General features: G+C 65.8%; 16 protein-coding genes. 9 read left to right on the top strand and 7 right to left on the bottom strand.

From position 1 onward, the window contains the following. Positions 1–116: 116 nt before the first annotated feature. The 4 genes from SPR01S_RS18630 to SPR01S_RS18615 are packed head-to-tail and all read right to left on the bottom strand — an operon-like array spanning position 117 to position 4,329. Complete coding sequence (locus tag SPR01S_RS18630) at positions 117–1,520, bottom strand: sugar porter family MFS transporter (protein ID WP_066592389.1); 1,404 nt, start codon at positions 1,518–1,520, stop codon at positions 117–119. Positions 1,521–1,544: 24 nt separating this feature from the next. Then, positions 1,545–2,408 (bottom strand): SMP-30/gluconolactonase/LRE family protein, encoded by an 864-nt coding sequence (locus SPR01S_RS18625; protein ID WP_245662104.1) that lies wholly within the window; start codon positions 2,406–2,408, stop codon positions 1,545–1,547. Then, positions 2,405–3,181, bottom strand: coding sequence for a D-xylose 1-dehydrogenase (gene xylB, locus SPR01S_RS18620; protein ID WP_066592388.1), 777 nt, complete (start codon positions 3,179–3,181; stop codon positions 2,405–2,407). Before xylB ends, SPR01S_RS18625 begins: the two co-directional genes overlap by 4 nt. Continuing rightward, a complete protein-coding gene (locus SPR01S_RS18615) occupies positions 3,181–4,329 on the bottom strand; it encodes a fumarylacetoacetate hydrolase family protein (protein ID WP_066592385.1) in 1,149 nt (382 codons plus the stop codon). The genes xylB and SPR01S_RS18615 overlap by 1 nt, the downstream gene beginning before the upstream one ends. A gap of 172 nt (positions 4,330–4,501) precedes the next feature. On the opposite strand from SPR01S_RS18615, the gene SPR01S_RS18610 reads away from it, so the two are divergent. Beyond that, positions 4,502–6,583, top strand: coding sequence for an NHL repeat-containing protein (locus SPR01S_RS18610; protein WP_066592384.1), 2,082 nt, complete (start codon positions 4,502–4,504; stop codon positions 6,581–6,583). 57 nt (positions 6,584–6,640) lie between these two features. On the opposite strand, the gene groL is transcribed toward SPR01S_RS18610, so the two are convergent. Then, entirely contained in the window at positions 6,641–8,260 is a 1,620-nt protein-coding gene (gene groL, locus SPR01S_RS18605; RefSeq protein ID WP_066592383.1) for a chaperonin GroEL, read from the bottom strand. 50 nt (positions 8,261–8,310) lie between these two features. Further along, positions 8,311–8,625 carry a co-chaperone GroES gene (groES, locus tag SPR01S_RS18600; RefSeq protein WP_066592382.1) on the bottom strand — a complete coding sequence of 105 codons (315 nt, stop codon included), beginning with the start codon at positions 8,623–8,625 and terminating at the stop codon, positions 8,311–8,313. 266 nt (positions 8,626–8,891) lie between these two features. Here groES and SPR01S_RS18595 point away from each other — a divergent pair, with 266 nt between their 5' ends. The 3 genes from SPR01S_RS18595 to SPR01S_RS18585 are packed head-to-tail and all read left to right on the top strand — an operon-like array spanning position 8,892 to position 9,774. Beyond that, entirely contained in the window at positions 8,892–9,128 is a 237-nt protein-coding gene (locus SPR01S_RS18595) for a hypothetical protein (protein WP_066592380.1), read from the top strand. Further along, positions 9,125–9,394, top strand: coding sequence for an usg protein (locus SPR01S_RS18590; RefSeq protein ID WP_066592373.1), 270 nt, complete (start codon positions 9,125–9,127; stop codon positions 9,392–9,394). The genes SPR01S_RS18595 and SPR01S_RS18590 overlap by 4 nt, the downstream gene beginning before the upstream one ends. A 44-nt stretch (positions 9,395–9,438) precedes the next feature. Continuing rightward, positions 9,439–9,774 carry a hypothetical protein gene (locus SPR01S_RS18585; RefSeq protein WP_245662101.1) on the top strand — a complete coding sequence of 112 codons (336 nt, stop codon included), beginning with the start codon at positions 9,439–9,441 and terminating at the stop codon, positions 9,772–9,774. A 48-nt stretch (positions 9,775–9,822) separates the two neighbouring features. Here SPR01S_RS18585 and SPR01S_RS18580 read toward each other — a convergent pair whose 3' ends face one another. Next, entirely contained in the window at positions 9,823–10,419 is a 597-nt protein-coding gene (locus SPR01S_RS18580) for a hypothetical protein (protein WP_157082344.1), read from the bottom strand. 61 nt (positions 10,420–10,480) lie between these two features. Here SPR01S_RS18580 and SPR01S_RS21715 point away from each other — a divergent pair, with 61 nt between their 5' ends. From SPR01S_RS21715 to SPR01S_RS18560, 5 genes are all read left to right on the top strand, one after another. After that, positions 10,481–10,654: a hypothetical protein gene (locus tag SPR01S_RS21715; protein ID WP_157082343.1), complete on the top strand. Its 174-nt coding sequence runs from the start codon at positions 10,481–10,483 to the stop codon at positions 10,652–10,654. 219 nt (positions 10,655–10,873) lie between these two features. Then, positions 10,874–12,538, top strand: coding sequence for an efflux MFS transporter permease (locus tag SPR01S_RS18575; RefSeq protein WP_066592365.1), 1,665 nt, complete (start codon positions 10,874–10,876; stop codon positions 12,536–12,538). A gap of 1 nt (position 12,539) precedes the next feature. After that, entirely contained in the window at positions 12,540–13,658 is a 1,119-nt protein-coding gene (locus tag SPR01S_RS18570; RefSeq protein ID WP_066592364.1) for an HlyD family secretion protein, read from the top strand. Continuing rightward, entirely contained in the window at positions 13,655–15,064 is a 1,410-nt protein-coding gene (locus SPR01S_RS18565; RefSeq protein WP_066592361.1) for an efflux transporter outer membrane subunit, read from the top strand. Before SPR01S_RS18570 ends, SPR01S_RS18565 begins: the two co-directional genes overlap by 4 nt. Before the next feature lie 158 nt (positions 15,065–15,222). Next, positions 15,223–16,671 (top strand): ATP-binding protein, encoded by a 1,449-nt coding sequence (locus SPR01S_RS18560; protein WP_066592357.1) that lies wholly within the window; start codon positions 15,223–15,225, stop codon positions 16,669–16,671. Positions 16,672–16,810 lie beyond the last annotated feature (139 nt).

Here is a 16,810-nt window from a genome sequence, read left to right as displayed (position 1 = left end):
GGGGGGGGGGGAGGAAGCACCGGCGATAGTTGGTTGCCGTCCGCCCCCTCCGTCGCCTCCGGCGACACCTCCCCCTGGCGGGGGAGGATTGCCTTAGGATCCGCCCCGATCGATCGTCAGCCGGTCATTTCCTCGAGCTCCTTGCCCTTGGTCTCGTGGATGAACTTCTGGACCAGGAAGAAACTGATCACCGCGCACACCGCATAGAAGGTGTAGCTGGTCGCGAGCCCCAGCTTGGCGGCCATGACCGGGAAGCTCTGCGCGACCAGATAGTTCGCGAACCATTGCGCGAAGCCGCACACCGCCAGCGCGGAGCCGCGGATCTGGTTGGGGAACATCTCGCCCAGCATCACCCACATGACCGGCCCCCAACTCAGGTTGAAGAAGATCACGTAGAGGTTGGCCGCGACCACCGCGATGGTGCCGAGCTCCGGCGACAGCTGGAGCTTGCCCGCGGCGTCGAGCGAGCCCTGGCTGAACGCATAGACGAGGCCGAACAACGTCACTGCCATGCCGGCCGAGCCGATCAGCAACAGCGGCTTGCGTCCGATCCGGTCGACCAGCGCAACAGTGACCAGGCACGCGCCGATCGACACCACGCCCGACACGATATTGATCAGCAGCGAGTCGTTCTCGGTGAAGCCGGCGAGCTGCCACAAGGTCGAGCCGTAATAGAAAATCACGTTGATCCCGACGAGCTGCTGGAACACCGCGAGCAGCAATCCGGCCCAGACCACCGGACGAATGCCGCCCTTCACGGGATCCATGATGTCGCGCAGCTGCGGCCGGTGATCGGCACTGAAGCTGGCGCGGATCTCGGCAAGCTTGGTCGCGGCGGTATCGGCGCCGAACAGCCTGGTGAGAACGACTTCCGCCTCGCCTTCACGGCCCTTCGACACGAGAAAGCGCGGGCTCTCCGGGATCAGGAACAATGCGACCAGAAAGACCGCCGCCGGGATCGCCTGCATCAGGTACATCCAGCGCCACGCTTCGAGCCCGCCGAGTTTCTCGGTCGAGGCGCCGGCGGCGGCGGCGAGATAATAATTGACCACGAACGCCGCGGTCAGACCCGAGATGATCATGATCTGTTGCACCGTCGTCATCCGCCCGCGGATATTGGCTGGGGCGACTTCGGAGATATAAGCGGGTGACAGGACGCTTGCCGCCCCTACCGCCATGCCGCCGATGATCCGCGCGGTCACGAAGATCGGCTGAAGATGGGCGAAACCCTGGACCAGCGCACCGCCCAGGAACAGCAGAGCCGCGATCCGCATCACGTTGCGGCGGCCCATCCGGTCGGCAAGCGTGCCGGCAAAGAAGGCGCCGATAAAGCAGCCGATGAGCAGCGACCCGACGGTGAAGCCGAGCCCGCTCTCGCTAAGGCCGAATGCGGCCTTCAGGCCGGGCTGGGTGCCATTGACCGCGCCGCTGTCATAGCCGAACAACAACCCGCCGATCGTCGCCACCGCGACGATCATGGCGATAAGGCCGCTATTGGCCCGTGTCGCTCCCCCGTTCATTCCACTCTCCCATTATCGTTCTTGTCATGATCTTATGGCGTTGACCGGCACGCCGGCGACCCCGGCGTCAAATGCGAAAAGGTGCCCCGCGAGCGGCTGGGCGTCGAGCGCGGCGGCATCGAGCGCGAGCTTCGCGGTGGTCGCATAAGCGGTCCGCAGACCGTCCTCGCCGAACGCGATCTTGGTGACGTTGGCGACCGGGAAGCGCACCGTCTCGATCAGCGCACCCGCCGGGTCGTAGCGCCGCGCGCTCCAGCCTCCGAACAAGCCGGTCCACACGCACCCTTCCGCATCGACGGTCGGGCCGTCGGGATGGCCATCGCTCTTGTCGATCGTGACGAAGGGACGCAGCGGACCCAATGAGCCATCGTCGTTGATGTCCGCCTGACCGATCGTCCCCGCGAACGTGTCGGTGACGTAGAGCGTGCGACCGTCGGGCGAGATGGCCGGGCCGTTGGTCACGATCGCCCCCGGCAACCCGGTGTCCGACACTCTTCCGTCGGCGAAGCGGTAGAAGCGGCCCGACGCTTGCGCCTCTTCATCGTCCATCGATCCGAACCATAAGGAACCGTCAGGACCGACCACCGCGTCGTTGAGCCGGTTGTCCGGCAGGTCGGGTTCGACTTCGACCCAGGCGGAGAAGCTGCCATCAGCCGGGTCGAAGCGATCGAGACCCGTCTTGAGCCCCGCAACCAGTCCGCCGCCAGCGATCGGCATCACCCAGCCCACCGGCGCCGGCGCGGCCCAGCGGGCCACCTCGCCGTCATCGCCCAGGCGGTAGATGCACGGCGCCTTGATATCGACGAACCAGAGCGCCTCTCCGATCCAAACCGGTCCCTCGCCCAACATTGCCCCGACCGGGGCGACAACCTGGGGCGTGCCGATCACCGCCAGCCCGCGTCGACGAAATATTCGTGCCCCGTGCACATTCGCGCATCGTCGGAGGCTAGGAACAGCACCAGGGCCGCGACATCGGCCGGCTGGATGCGTCCGTCGAGGCATTGCGCCGCAACCAGTTCGGCCTCGCCCTCTGCCGTGTACCAGCGCTGCTGGCGCGGCGTCTGGACGTTGCCCGGTATCACCGCATTGACGCGGATCCCATCGCGGCCAAGGTCGCGCGCCATCGACCGCGTCAGCCCTTCGATCGCGGCCTTGGCGGTCTGGTAGAGAAGCAAATCAGGCAAGGCGAGATGCCAGCTGATCGACCCGAAATTGACGATCACTCCGCCGCCCGCGCGGCGCATAGACGGAATGACCGCCTGGCTGGCGAAGAATTGATGGCGCAAATTCACCGCCATCCGTTCGTCCCAATAAGCTGGGGTGATGTCGTCGATTTTGTGTCGATCGTCATTGGCGGCATTGTTGATCAGGACGTCGACACCACCGAGCTGTTCCTCGATCGCCGCGAAACACTCCTTTATGCCGTCGAGATCAGTGAGGTCGCAGCGGCTGTAGAGCACGGCGTCGTCGCCGCCGAGCCGGTCGACCAGCGCGCGCGCCGCGTCGTCCTGCACGTCGACAAAGGCGACGCGGGATCCTTGCGCGGCGAACGCCTCGACCAACCCCTCGCCGATCCCGGTCGCGCCGCCGGTGACCAGCACGCGCTTGCCGGCGAGACTGGGATAGCTCGCCCGGGCGCTATCGATGGCGGTCTGCAGCATCAGTTGGCGGCCTCGGCGAGCACCGGTTGCGGCGTCAACAGTCCGCGCGCGGCGAGGTTGCGCATCAGATCGCCGATCCCGAAAGACCATGCCGGCGCCGCCTTCGCGCTGGTGACCTTGTTGACCAACGTGCCCAGCCTTTCGCTCGAAATCGTGACGATGTCGCCCTCCTTGTGGGTGAAGCCGCGGCCCGGCGCATCGCGATCCTGGGTCGGCGCGAACATCGTACCGAGAAACAGGGCGAAACCGTCGGGATAATGATGCTCGCTCATCGCCTGCCGCACCAGGTCGGCGGGATCGCGGCTGATCTGCGCCATGCTGCTCGACCCAGTCAGGCGATAGCCATCCATGCCCTCGATCGTTAGGTCGACGACCGCTCCACGCACGTCGTCGAGCGTGAAGTCGCTATCGAACAGTCGGATCAGCGGGCCGATCGCACACGCCGCATTATTGTCCTTGGCCTTGCCGAGCAGCAGCGCCGAGCGACCCTCGAAATCGCGCAGATTGACGTCGTTGCCCAATGTCGCGCCGACCACTTCACCACCGGCGTCAGCCACCAGCACGATTTCGGGCTCGGGGTTGTTCCAGGTCGAATCGGAGCGCACGCCGACCATCGCGCCGAACCCGACCGCCGACAGCACCGGCGCCTTGGTGAAGATCTCCGCATCGGGACCGATCGCGACTTCGAGATATTGCGACCACATGCCGTCCGCGATCAGTTTGTCCTTGAGTGCGGCCGCCTCGGCCGATCCCGGCACAACAGAGCGCAGATCGCCGCCGACATGCGCAGCAAGACGGTCGCGGATCGCCGCCGCGACGCCGGCATCGCCACGGGCGCGCTCCTCGATCACGCGCTCGAGCGTCGACACCGCGAAGGTCACGCCCGCTGCCTTGACGCACTGCAGATCGATCGGGCTCAACCAATCGAGCGTCTCGATGGCGCCGAGGCGCTCGCCGCCCGCAGGATCGAACAGGCGGCGCGCCAGAAGGTCGGAGACGGTCGGCGCCACGCGTGCCATGTCATGGACGATGCCGTCGACGACGAGCACCGGACTCGGTCCATCGACACGCGCCACGCGGCCGACGAAACGGCCTTGTCGCCAGTCGGCAGGCAGAAAATCGGCGGAAAGCGTTTCCCAGCCGGCCATGTCGAGCCATCCCCTCGTTGCTTTGGTAACGCTACCTTTACCGGGAAGGGCGGCATGTCAAGCCTGCCTATCGTCATTCCGGACATTATTGCGGTCGGGCAAGCGCCCTTGCTAACGCGACTTTGCGATCACCCTGTGGAGATGCCGGCCGGTTTGTTGCTAGGGCATCCGCATGTCCATCAAATCGCCGCGCAAGGTCGCCATCTTTGTGGGTCTGATCGTCCTCGCCGCGGCCGGAAGCGCGATCTGGTTGCTGATTACGCTGGGCTGGTTCACGCCACCCGCGACACGGTTCGGTTGGCCGGTGGCCATGACCAATGTCGCCGGCGAGGGAGTGCGAGGACAGACCGACGGCGGGGCGGCAAAGGCGCGCTTCGGCGATCCCTTCGCGGTCGTGATCGATGCGCGGGGCACCTTGTTCGTTGCGGATGCCGGCGATACCGGCCGCGTCCGCAAGATCGATGTCGACGGCAATGTAACCACCTTGCCGGGATCGTTCGATACGCCATCCGGCCTTGCGCTGGATACGGCCGGCAACCTGTTCGTAGCGGACACCGGCGCCAACGCGATCCGCAAGATCAGTCCTGCGGGGGTAGTAACGACGGTCGCCGGAGACGGAACGGCAGGGTTTCGCGACGGTCCCGCCGCGAGCGCGCGCTTCAATGGACCGATCGGCGTGGCGGCCGATGACAAAGGCAATGTCTATGTCGCCGACAGCTACAATGACCGCATCCGCATCATCACGCCCGACGGCCAGGTACGGACGCTGGCGGGGCAGGATGTGCCGGGCTTCGCCGATGGACGGGGCGCGGCGGCGGCGTTCGATACGCCGACCGGGATCGCGCTCGATCGACACGGCAAGCTGCTCGTCGCGGACTCGGGCAACACCGCGATCCGCAAGGTCGAGACGAACGGCCGCGTCACGACGCTTGCCCGTACCGATCCCAATGACGGCGCCGGCCTGTTGCAAGGGATCATCGGACTGGCGCCCACCTGGGATGGCTTCGTCTATATCGCGTCCTATCGCCGCGGACGTGTGGTCGAGATGGCGCCCTCTGGAACGCTGCGCGTCCTTGCCGGGTCGGGATCGACGGTCGAGGGAAATGCTGCGCTCCCGCTAATCGGGCCGTCCGGGCTCGCGGTCGATCGGTCCGGCGCCCTCTATGTCGCCGACGCCTCGGCTTACGCCGTTCGCAAGCTCAGCCCGCGTCCTGCCGATGCGGCGCCAATCCCTGCGACGATCCCCCCACCAGCTACCCCCACCTTGGTCAACAAGCCCGTCTTCCCCTGGCCGGTCGGCCCCCAGCTCGGCTGGCATGAAGTGGTCGGAGACATGGGCGAAGTGCGCGGCAATTATGACGGCGAAAGCCGCGATCATCTACACGCCGGCCTGGATATCAGCGCACCCGTAGGAGAGACGGTGCTCGCCTCCGCGGACGAGACGGTGCGCGATCCGCTACCCAATTGGGATGTCGAGGGTCTGAGCGAAGGGCTGCGCGTCGACCAGATGACCTATATCCATATGCGCGTCGGCCGCACCCCGACCGGTGCGCCGTTGGACGCGAGCCGGTTCCAGATCCTCCGCGACAGCCAAGGCCATGTCGTCCGGGTTCGCGTGAAGCGCGGCACCCGTTTTCGGGTCGGCGATCCGCTCGGCACGATCAACCGCATGGCGCATGTCCATCTCGAACTCGGCGCCCCGCGCGCCAAGGTAAATGCGTTGTTGCTGCGCTTTCCGAATTTCGGCGATCACGTTCCGCCGCATATCGACGACGTCTATGTGATCGATGCCAATGGCCAGCGCCTGCGCGAAACGCAGAATGGCCGGCTAATCGTTCCCGCCGCCGGCGGCGCGGTCGGCATCGTGGCGGAGGCGTGGGATCAGGTCGACGGCAATGCCGCGCGCCGCCGCCTTGGCCTGTATGCGGCAGGCTTTCAGATCCTGAGGCAAGACGGCGCGCCGGTACGCGGGTTCGAACGGCCGCGCATCACGATCGAGTTCGATCGCATGCCGACATCGCCCTTGGCGGCGAAGATCGCCTATGCGCCGGCTAGCGGAGACACGGTCCATAGCGACCAGCGAACGCGCTTTCTCTACGTCGTCACCAATGTCGTGCGGCATGGCCGTGTGAGTCCGGGAGGCTGGAATCCAGCAGAGGTCGCTCCCGGCAATTACACGATCCGCATCCATGCCACGGATCGCGCTGGAAACGTTGCGATGGCGGGGCGCGACCTCCCGATCACCATCCGCTGAGCCGGGACGCCGGCTCGCAAATGTGGAGCGCGGCCGCGCCGCGCTCCACCGTCTGGATCAATAATCCATCGCCGGCATCGGCGCGGCCTTCTCCTCCTTCGGCAATTCGGCGACCAGCGCCTCGGTCGTGATCAGCAGCGACGCCACCGATGCGGCGTCCTGCAGCGCCGTCCGCACCACCTTGGCCGGATCGATCACGCCCGACTTGACGAGGTCTTCATATGCGCCGGTCGCAGCATTGAATCCCAAATTATAATCGGTGCTTTCGAGCAGCTTGCCGACGATATAGGCGCCGTCCTCGCCGGCATTTTCGGCGATCTGGCGGACCGGTGCGCGCAGTGCACGCCGCACGATATCGATGCCGGACTGCTGGTCGTCATTGGCCGGCTTGAGGCCGTCGAGCGCCTTCAGCGAACGCAGCAAAGCGATCCCGCCGCCGGGCAGGATGCCTTCCTCGACCGCGGCGCGGGTCGCGTGCAGCGCGTCGTCGACGCGGTCCTTGCGTTCCTTGACCTCGACCTCGGTCGCGCCGCCGACGCGGATCACGGCGACGCCGCCCGCCAGCTTGGCCAGCCGCTCCTGCAGCTTCTCGCGGTCATAGTCGGAGGTCGTGGTTTCGACCTGCTGGCGAATCTGCGCGACGCGGCCGTCGATATCGGCCTTGGCGCCGACGCCGTCGATGATCGTCGTATTGTCCTTGTCGATCGTGACCTTCTTGGCGCGGCCGAGCATCGACACGGTGACATTCTCGAGCTTGGTGCCGAGTTCCTCGCTGACGACATTGCCGCCGGTCAGGATGGCGATATCCTCTAGCATCGCCTTGCGGCGGTCGCCGAAGCCCGGCGCCTTGACCGCGGCGACCTTGAGGCCGCCACGCAGCTTGTTGACAACCAAGGTCGCGAGCGCCTCGCCCTCGACATCCTCGGCGATGATCAGGAGCGGTCGGCCCGACTGCACGACCTTTTCGAGCAGCGGCACCAGCGCCTGGAGGTTCGAGAGCTTCTTTTCGTGGATCAGGATATAGGGGTCGTCGAGCTCGACCTTCAGCTTCTCGGTATTGGTGATGAAATAGGGCGAGAGATAGCCGCGGTCGAATTGCATGCCCTCGACCGTTTCGAGTTCGGTCTCGAGGCTCTTGGCCTCTTCGACGGTGATCACACCCTCATTGCCCACCTTCTCCATCGCCTCGGCGAGGATACGGCCGACCTCGGCGTCGCCATTGGCGGAAATGGTCGCGACCTGGGCGATTTCGCTATTGGCGCCGACCTTCTTGGCGTGACTTTCCAGGTCCTTCACTACCGCGCTCACGGCGAGGTCAATGCCGCGCTTGACGTCCATCGGGTTCATGCCCGCGGCGACCGCCTTCGATCCTTCCCGCACGATCGCCTGGGCGAGCACGGTCGCGGTGGTGGTGCCGTCGCCGGCCTTGTCGTTCTGTTTATTGGCGACCTCGCGCAGCATCTGCGCACCCATATTCTCGAACTTGTCGGCGAGCTCGATTTCCTTGGCGACCGTCACGCCATCCTTGGTGATGCGCGGGGCGCCGAAGCTCTTCTCGATCACGACATTGCGGCCCTTCGGCCCCAGTGTGACCTTGACCGCATTCGCAAGCGTATCCACGCCGCGCAGCATGCGATCACGCGCGTCCGACGCAAATTTCACTTCCTTGGCAGCCATCTGATTTGACTCCTTTCTCTATCCTTCCTGAGATTTGGGGATGACGGGCGTTATGCTGCCCGTTTGAGTTCGGCGGGGGCCTCGATCACGCCGAGGATGTCGCTCTCCTTCATGATGAGCAGATCCTCGCCCTCTACCTTCACTTCGGTGCCCGACCATTTGCCGAACAGGATGCGGTCGCCGGCGCGGACAGACAACTCGACCAGCTTGCCGCTGTCATCGCGGGCGCCGGGGCCGACGGCGACGACTTCGCCTTCCTGCGGCTTTTCCTTGGCAGTGTCCGGGATGATGATGCCGCCCGAAGTTCTCTCCTCGGCTTCGAGCCGGCGGACGACCACGCGGTCGTGCAAGGGACGGAAATGCATGCATAACCTCCAGTTGCAAAACATGATGTAAGGGCGCTTGCCGTTCGCTGCGAACGGAAGCTGGCGAAAAATTAGGAAAGCGGATTTTTTCGGTCAAGAGCCGGAGCGCAATTTTTTGGCGCTCGTTGGCATAGAGTGCCAAACGCGGAAAATTGGCCGGCTCGCAGCGGGCACCTCCCCTTGACGGAGATGCGTTGTCGACCGAAATTCAGCGCCGGGCCGGCTGGCCCAAGAGAAAGGAGCGACTTTAGGAAAGGAGAACAGCCATGTCGCAACCCGTCTCCCGATATCTTCACCCGATCGACGTCGCGCACCATCCCAGCCTCGAACCCGAGGTCAAGCGCGCCATTTTAGCCCGCTGGGCATCCGACCGCTCCGCGGTCGAAGGAAAGCCCGCCTTGCGCAAACCGCCCGGCATGCGCCGCGCTGTTCCCGTCGATGACGTCTTCGCGGCTTTGCGCTCGCTGGACACTCCCTCTGGCGCCAGGTCGACCCGTCAATGAGCGACCGCGCGTTCATTGCCCAGCTCGAGGGCTATGGTCTGACCACGGCGGAGCTGCATTATTATCGTCCCGATGCCCCGTCATTGCTCCAGCTGTTCGTCTGGCAAGAATATGATCTGGCGCCTGATTTTCCGGTGCTGCTGGAATTCCTCGATCATTGGCGGCGCGACATCGAGGCCGCGCTCCATTCGGTACGGATCGCGCACGAAAGATTGATCCGGCCGGCCGAATGGCGCGCGGTCGACGGCGTCATTCCGATCCAGTGACGCGCGGTCCGATCCGGCGCTGGCGGGAACGCGGCGGTCGAACCGTGCGGCTTTTGCTGACGTTCGACGACATCATGGAATTCGCGCTGGCGCTCTTGTCGCTCAGCCCCGCCGAGCTTCGGGCGCTAGGCTGGAGCTTCGCCGACCGCAAACGCCTGCTCGATCACCTTCTCGCTTCGGGCAGGGTGGCGCAAGGCGCGCGGCCTGAGCAACTGCCGACGATGCCGATCGACCTTGCCGTGCCGCAACGCGACGTCGATCGGCTGCAGCTGTTCGCGCGGCGCGAACTCCCCAAGGCAGCCAGCAACGCCGCGATGCTCGACCGGGTGCTCGCGGCGCTGGACGCAGCCTCACGGCGCAGGCCCGCCGCTGCGCGATGATCTATGAAGGAGAAGTGGAGAGCGGCCTGAAGGCCGCTCTCGCTATTTTCAGATCGTCGGGGTCGCCGCGTGCGGCTGGGCCGCCGCGCCCTTTTCAGCGGACACGGTCTTCGCCGCCGCGCCCGCCGTGTCGGCAGACGAATTGCCGTCGCCGGCGCAATCGCCCGAGCTGGCCGAGATCAGCTTCGGAGCCTGCTGGGGCCCTTGCGACGTTACTTGCCAGGACCGGCTGCAGACGCGGTTGCCGTCGCTTGTCGACACGAAGCGATAGCTGACCGTCCCGGCCGGTAGGTTGCCGAACGCGGCAAGATCGGGCCGGCCGGCCTTGTCGGCGGGGATCGGCTGGAGCGCGGCCGCGGTCATCGCGGCGGCTTGGCGATCCATATCGGCCATGATCCGGTCGATCATCGCGAACGGCGCCGCATCGAACGGATCGGCCAGCCGGATCGGCACGATGCGCAGCGTCGGCGCCGACGGGTCGATCCGAACCTTTGGAGCAACCGCGCCCTGATATTCGATCCGCGCGACCGACCCATCGGGCAAGGCGACCGCCATCACATGAGCGTCCTTGCTGGCCGCCATCGCGGTCCCCGCGACGCCGAGCGTCGCGATACCCGCCAAGACGGCCGTACGAAGTTTTCGCATCAATCGTCCTCCATCAGATGACATAAGGTCCGAAAATCTATCCGGCGTAGCTGAACGCAGGATGACCGAAGGCGCCGCTTCGGCGACTTTATCGCCCGGTGCCTTGGGCCGTTCCTGGGCGGCCTTGCGGCGGCCGATCTCGATCTTCCGCGGCTTCGTCGTTTTGGGGAATGACCCGCTGCAGGGCGATCGTAAGCAGGCCATTTTCGAAATTGGCTGGCCTGACCCTCGCTGAAGTCCGCAAGCTGGAAGCGATGTTCGAACGGGGTTCAAGACCTTCATTGGCGGCATGAATTTACACGGCATCCCGCCAATGCGTGACAAGGCCGCGATCGAGCGATTGCCCAGCGCCACCAGGGCCCTACCACCTGTACCAACGCTCACCCTGGCGAATGACGCGAAAGGTGGTAACGCTGGATTCGGTAATTGAGGCCGGCATGCCAGGAGCAGATGCGTGACGGACTATGTCTTCAAGCCGCACGAAAGGCCGACGCTCCCCGGGTCGCCGGCCAACCCCGACCATCCTACGAGCCGCCGGCTGATCTATTTCCTGATCGGTTGCCTGATCGGGATCACCGGCGGCCTGGGCAATGCGCTGGTCACGGTGAACCTGAACTTCGCGCAGGGGACGCTCGACCTTTATACCAATGAAAGCGCCTGGCTGACCGGCGCCTATTTCATGACCAACGTCACCGCGAATCTGTTGCTGGTCAAATACCGCCAGCAATTCGGGCTGCAGCCGTTCATCCGCTATTCGCTGGTCGCTTATGCCGCGACGACGCTGATGCATTTGTTCGTCCACGATTTCTGGACCTCGGTCGCGGTGCGGGCGATGAGCGGCATCGCGGCCAGTGGCCTGTCGACGTTGACGATCCTCTATTTCTTCCAGTCGCTGCCCGCCGCCAAGCGGCTCGCCGGCGTAATGATCGGGATCTGCATTCCGCAACTGGCGACGCCGTTCGCGCGCATCCTGTCGCCGCACCTGCTCGAATGGGGCGACTGGCACAATCTCTACTGGCTCGAACTTGGATTGGCGCTGGCGACGCTGGCCGCGGTGATGAGTCAGCCCTTGCCGCCCAGCGAGCGCGAAAAGGTGTTCGAGCCGGCCGATTTTCTGACCTTCGGCCTGCTCGCGCCGGGTCTGTGGCTGCTGATCGCCGTCCTGTCCGAGGGGCGGATCGAATGGTGGACCGACCAGCCGTGGATCGGCTGGGCGCTGGTCGCCAGTATCACGTTGATCGCGGGCGCGATCATCGTCGAGCACAATCGCGCCAACCCGCTAATCAACACGCGCTGGCTGGGCAGCCGCGAGATCGTGCGGCTGATGGTGGTCGCCGCGTCGGTCCGCATCCTGCTGTCCGAACAGGCCTTCGGCTCGGTCGGCTTGCTCAACGTGCTCGGGCTGATCAACGACCAGATGGTCACCTTGAACTGGATCATCGTGCTCGCGTCGATCGCCGGACTGGTGACCGCCGTGCTGACCTTTCGGCCCAGCGACGTCGCGATGCCGATCAGCATCGCGGTGATCCTGATCGTGATCGGGGCGTTCATGGACGCCGATGCCACCAACCTGACGCGGCCGAGCAGTTTCTATGTCAGCCAGGCCCTGATCGGCTTCGCCTCGCTCCTGTTCCTGGCCCAGGCCATGGTGATCGGCATCGCGCGAACATTGCTCGCCGGCGGGCGCAACTTCGTCAGCTTCGTGGTGCTGTTCGGGCTCAGCCAGAGCGTCGGCGGATTATTGGGCGGCGCGCTGCTCGGCACCTTTCAAGTCGTGCGCGAGAAATTCCATTCGCACGAACTGGTCCAACGCATCGTGGCGACCGACCCCCTGGTCGCGGCACGATTGCGCGCCAGCGGCGGCGCCGTAGCCGGCGTTGTGGGAGATCCGACACTGCGTAGTGCGCAAGGCGCCGCGCTGCTGAGCCAGCAGGTCTCGCGCGAAGCCAATATCCTGGCCTTTAACGACGTATTCTGGCTGGTCGGGGTGCTCGCCATCCTGATGGCGTTATGGGGATTCCTGATCCGCTGGTCGATGTGGCGGCGCGGCGAGACATCCCCGGTTGTGTTGCTTCAGCGGCAGATGCAGGCTCAAGCGCAAGCTCAAAAGGGGCAATGAAATGAGCGACCAACCGCTGCCGGATAAACCCATTGCCGACGCCCAGGTCGATCCGGCGCCGTCCAGCTGGAACCCGCCCGCCAAGTCGCGCGCGGTGGTGGCGGCGATCATCGTGCTCGCGCTCTGTGCGATCCTGGCGATCCTCTATGCGTGGCGGTTGCCGCCCTTCGCCGGCTGGTCGGAAAAGACCGACAACGCCTATATCCGCGGCCGGGTCACGATCATCAGTCCGCAAGTCAGCGGCTATGTCACCCACGTCACCGTCCAGGACTTCGCCGAAGTCAAGGCCGGACAGGTGCTGGCGACGATCGACGACCGCATCTATCGCGCCCGCGTCGCCCAGGCCGAGGCCAATGTCGCCGCCCAGCAAGCGTCGTTGGCCAATTCGGCGCAGGCGCAACGCTCGCGCGAAGTCGCGACCGAGGCCCAGAATGCCGGCATCGCCAACGCGCAGGCGCAATTGGTCAAGGCAGAAGCCGACATGCGCCGCGCCCGGGCGCTGGTCGCCGATGGATCGATCTCGGCGCGCGAATTCGATCAGACGCGCGCGGCGTTGCTCGCCGCCCAGGCCGGCGTGCGTCAGGCCCAGGCCAGCCGCGCGATCGGTACCCAGGACGTCCGCACCGTGGTCGTCGGACGCGCCGGCCTGCAGGCTTCGGTCGAGTCCGCCAAGGCGCAGCTCCGCCTCGCGCAGATCGATCTCGACAACACGATCATCCGCGCGCCGGTCGATGGTCAGCTTTCGGAAATCGGCGTGCGCGACGGCGCCTATGTCACCGCCGGCACGCAATTGCTGTCGATCGTGCCGCACAATGTCTGGGTGATCGCCAATTACAAGGAGACGCAGACGCGCGACATGGCGGTCGGCCAGCGCGCCACCTTCAAGGTCGATGCGCTCGGAGGAGCCCAGTTGACCGGCCGCATCGAAAACCTGTCGCCGGCGGCAGGTTCCGAGTTCGCAGTGCTCAAACCCGACAATGCGACCGGCAATTTCGTCAAGGTCGCGCAACGCATCGCGGTGCGCATCGCGATCGATCGGGGACAGGCCGCGGCGGCGCGGCTCAGGCCCGGCATGTCGGTCGAGGTCAGCATCGACACGCGTAGCGGGCGGCAACGATGATAAGGCGACACGCCGCGCCATTGCTGGCGATCCTCCTCGCGTCGTGCGCCGGCCCTGCAGTGAAGACGGCCGCGGTGCCGCCGGTGGCACCGCCGCCGGCCTGGCGCACCGATGTCGGCCCGACTGCGCCGATCGACCGAGCCTGGTGGCAGTCGTTCGGCGATCCGGCAATGGCGTCCCTGATCGACAAGGCACTGGCGAACAATAATGACATCGCGATCGCGATGGGGCGGGTGCGCGAGGCGCGCGCCAATCTGGCCCTGGCGCGCGCCCAGCTGCTGCCGACGATCGATGCCGGCCTCACCGGCGGCCGGTCGCGATCGGTCAGCCCATTCGGTATGCCTTCCGAACAGAATGCCGCCCAGCCGCAAGTCCAGGCTGCGTATGAAGTCGATTTGTTCGGTCGGCTCGCCGATAGCAAGGCGGCGGCGCGCGATGCCTGGTTCGCCAGCCAGGCCGCGCGCGATTCGGTGCGGCTGTCGGTCGCGGGAGCAGTGGCGAGCGGCTATATTTCCCTGCGCGGGCTCGATGCCCGACTGGAGGTCGCGCGAGCCACCGTGGCGGCGCGATCGGAATCGCTGCGGCTCGCCAGGTCGCGGGTGGGGCGCGGTTATTCGCCCAAGCTCGAATTGCAGCAGGCCGAAGCCGAATATGATGGCACTGCGCAGATCGTCCCGCAGATCGAACTCGCTATCGCCCGTACCGAAAATGCGCTCAGCCTGCTGACCGGCGAAACGCCCCAGGCGATCAATCGCGGACTGCCGCTTGATCGCCTGACGGTACCGGCGATCCCCGACGGTCTGCCTTCCGAACTGTTGCGGCGAAGACCCGATGTGGCGCAAGCCGAATTCCAGCTCGCGGCGTCGGACAAATCCCTGTGGGCGGCGCGCAAGCGCTTCCTGCCGCAAGTCCGGTTGAGCGCATCGGCTGGCGCGGCGTTCTCGACCTTGCTCGCCGATCCGATCACGCTCTGGTCGGTCGGCGGCAGCATCCTGGCGCCCCTTTTTGAAGGCGGCCGGCTGACCGCGCAGGCTGAAGCGGCTGGCGCGCAACGCGACCAGGCGGCCTTCGCCTATCGCCGCGCCGCGCTGACCGCATTCCGGGAAGTCGAGGATGCCTTGGCCGGCGCCAAGCGGCTCGACGAGCAAGTGGGGCTTGCACGCGCGCAACAGGCCGCATTGGCCGAAGGATTGCGGCTGGCGACCAACCGCTATCGCGAAGGCTATTCGCCCTATCTCGAACAGCTCGATGCCCAGCGCGGACTGCTCGGCGCCCAATTGTCGCTGATCCAGCTGCGGTCCGATGCGCTCACCGCGCGCGTGCAGCTATTCCAGGCAATGGGCGGCGGCTGGCAACGATGCCCGACGGCGGGAGACACCTGTGTGCCGGAGATCGCCGGCTATTGAGCGAAGTGCTGAAGGCAGAGTGATGTCGACCAAGCCCGGATTGTGATCTTTCTTACCCCTCCCCTTCAGGGGAGAGGCCTGTAGCCACCAGATAATCCGCAGCTTTTTTCGCCGCTACGGCTTGCCCTTCCACCGTCGTTGCCACCATGCGCAGGGCAATGACGTTTCAGATCGATATGGGGATCGATTCGGCCGGCCGGCCGGCATGCGTCGATCTCGAGGAACTTCTCGCCACCCGATTGCTCGTCCAGGGCAATTCGGGATCGGGCAAGTCGCATCTGTTGCGCCGCCTGCTCGAAGGCAGCGCACGCCAGGTGCAGCAGGTTATCGTCGACCCCGAAGGCGACTTCGTCACCTTGGCCGGACCTTATGGCCATGTCGCGATCGCGGCGGTCGACTATTCGCTCGCCGAGATCACGCGCTTCGCCGCGCGTTGTCGCGAGCATCGCACCTCGGTCGTGCTCAGCCTCGAAGGGCTCGAGATGGAAGGGCAGATGCGCTGCGCCGCCACTTTCCTGTCGGCGTTGTTCGATGCCCCACGCGATTATTGGTATCCGGCGCTGGTGGTGATCGACGAGGCCCAGATCTTCGCGCCAGCCGCCGGTGCCGAGGTGGCCGAGGACGTCCGCCGCGCTTCATTGGGCGCGATGACCAATTTGATGTCGCGCGGGCGCAAGCGCGGGCTGGCCGGGATCATCGCCACGCAGCGCCTAGCCAAATTGTCGAAGAACGTCGCGGCGGAAGCGAGCAACTTCCTGATGGGCCGCACCTTTCTCGACATCGACATGGCGCGCGCCGCCGATCTGCTCGGTATGGAGCGGCGCCAGGCCGAGGCGATCCGCGACTTGCCGCGCGGAACCTTCCTGGGCCTCGGCCCGGCGCTCGCGCGGCGCCCGGTGACGATCCGCATCGGCGAGGTCGAGACCAGCGCGCGCAGTTCGAGTCCCAAGCTGGTGCCGCTCCCCGACCAGAGCCCGGCCGAGGACATGCGCGACTTCATCCTGGCGCCGGTCGAGGAAACGCTGGTGCTTCCGCTAGCACCGCCGCCCCCGCCGCGCCCGGCACCTGCAGCCGAATTGCTCGAAGCGCTGGCGGCGACACCCGCGGCCGAGGCCGAGGATGCCGACCCGGTCGATGCCGAGGCGGTGATGGCCGATGCGCTGCATGGCATCGTCGCCGATCCCGACAGCGCGCTGCGTCCCGCCGCCGCCCTGTTCCAGGACTTCCAGGTACGCTGCCGCATGGCCGGGCTGCGCCGCATCGCGCTCGACCCGTCGAGCTTCGCGCGCCGGCTCGCCGCGGCGCGCGCGGGCATCTATCAGCCCGAGGACGAGCAATGGGCGCCCGCGATGACGGCCGCTGCGGCGGTGCCCGACGAGATGCTCGGCGCCTTCCTGCTGATCGCGCGCGCCGCGCGCGAAAATGCACCCTGTCCGAGCGATGAGGAGATCGCGCGAATCTATGGCACCAGCTCGCTCGGCCGCGCGCGGCGTGTGCTGGCCTATATGGAGGATCGCGACGTCATCGTGACGCGCACCGATCTGTCGGGACGGCGATCGGTGACGATCCCGCGTTTGGGTTGGACCACGGCGTCGACCGACGCTTGAGGCGAGTATCTCTCCCCTCCCGCTTGCGAATTTCAGGTGGACGATGCCCCGCATCGTCCAGATCATGCCGGGGGCATGATCGACCTGAAACCGGGCTGGGGGAGGGTCTGTCACCCACCCGATGCATTGGAACACGCCC

The sequence above is a fragment of the Sphingomonas pruni NBRC 15498 genome (assembly GCF_001598455.1).
GTDB classification, from domain to species: Bacteria; Pseudomonadota; Alphaproteobacteria; order Sphingomonadales; family Sphingomonadaceae; genus Sphingomonas; species Sphingomonas pruni.
This window is presented reverse-complemented; position numbering and strand designations above follow the sequence as displayed.

Excerpts from the sequence above, each read along its gene's own strand:
- SPR01S_RS18615 (WP_066592385.1), bottom strand. The coding sequence starts at position 4,329 with ATGGCCGGCTGGGAAACGCTTTCCGCCGATTTTCTGCCTGCCGACTGG.
- SPR01S_RS18630 (WP_066592389.1), bottom strand. The coding sequence starts at position 1,520 with ATGAACGGGGGAGCGACACGGGCCAATAGCGGCCTTATCGCCATGATC.
- SPR01S_RS18570 (WP_066592364.1), top strand. The coding sequence starts at position 12,540 with ATGAGCGACCAACCGCTGCCGGATAAACCCATTGCCGACGCCCAGGTC.
- xylB (WP_066592388.1), bottom strand. The coding sequence starts at position 3,181 with ATGCTGCAGACCGCCATCGATAGCGCCCGGGCGAGCTATCCCAGTCTC.
- SPR01S_RS18610 (WP_066592384.1), top strand. The coding sequence starts at position 4,502 with ATGTCCATCAAATCGCCGCGCAAGGTCGCCATCTTTGTGGGTCTGATC.
- SPR01S_RS18595 (WP_066592380.1), top strand. The coding sequence starts at position 8,892 with ATGTCGCAACCCGTCTCCCGATATCTTCACCCGATCGACGTCGCGCAC.
- SPR01S_RS18565 (WP_066592361.1), top strand. The coding sequence starts at position 13,655 with ATGATAAGGCGACACGCCGCGCCATTGCTGGCGATCCTCCTCGCGTCG.
- SPR01S_RS18590 (WP_066592373.1), top strand. The coding sequence starts at position 9,125 with ATGAGCGACCGCGCGTTCATTGCCCAGCTCGAGGGCTATGGTCTGACC.
- SPR01S_RS18560 (WP_066592357.1), top strand. The coding sequence starts at position 15,223 with ATGACGTTTCAGATCGATATGGGGATCGATTCGGCCGGCCGGCCGGCA.
- SPR01S_RS21715 (WP_157082343.1), top strand. The coding sequence starts at position 10,481 with ATGACCGAAGGCGCCGCTTCGGCGACTTTATCGCCCGGTGCCTTGGGC.
- groES (WP_066592382.1), bottom strand. The coding sequence starts at position 8,625 with ATGCATTTCCGTCCCTTGCACGACCGCGTGGTCGTCCGCCGGCTCGAA.
- SPR01S_RS18580 (WP_157082344.1), bottom strand. The coding sequence starts at position 10,419 with ATGCGAAAACTTCGTACGGCCGTCTTGGCGGGTATCGCGACGCTCGGC.
- groL (WP_066592383.1), bottom strand. The coding sequence starts at position 8,260 with ATGGCTGCCAAGGAAGTGAAATTTGCGTCGGACGCGCGTGATCGCATG.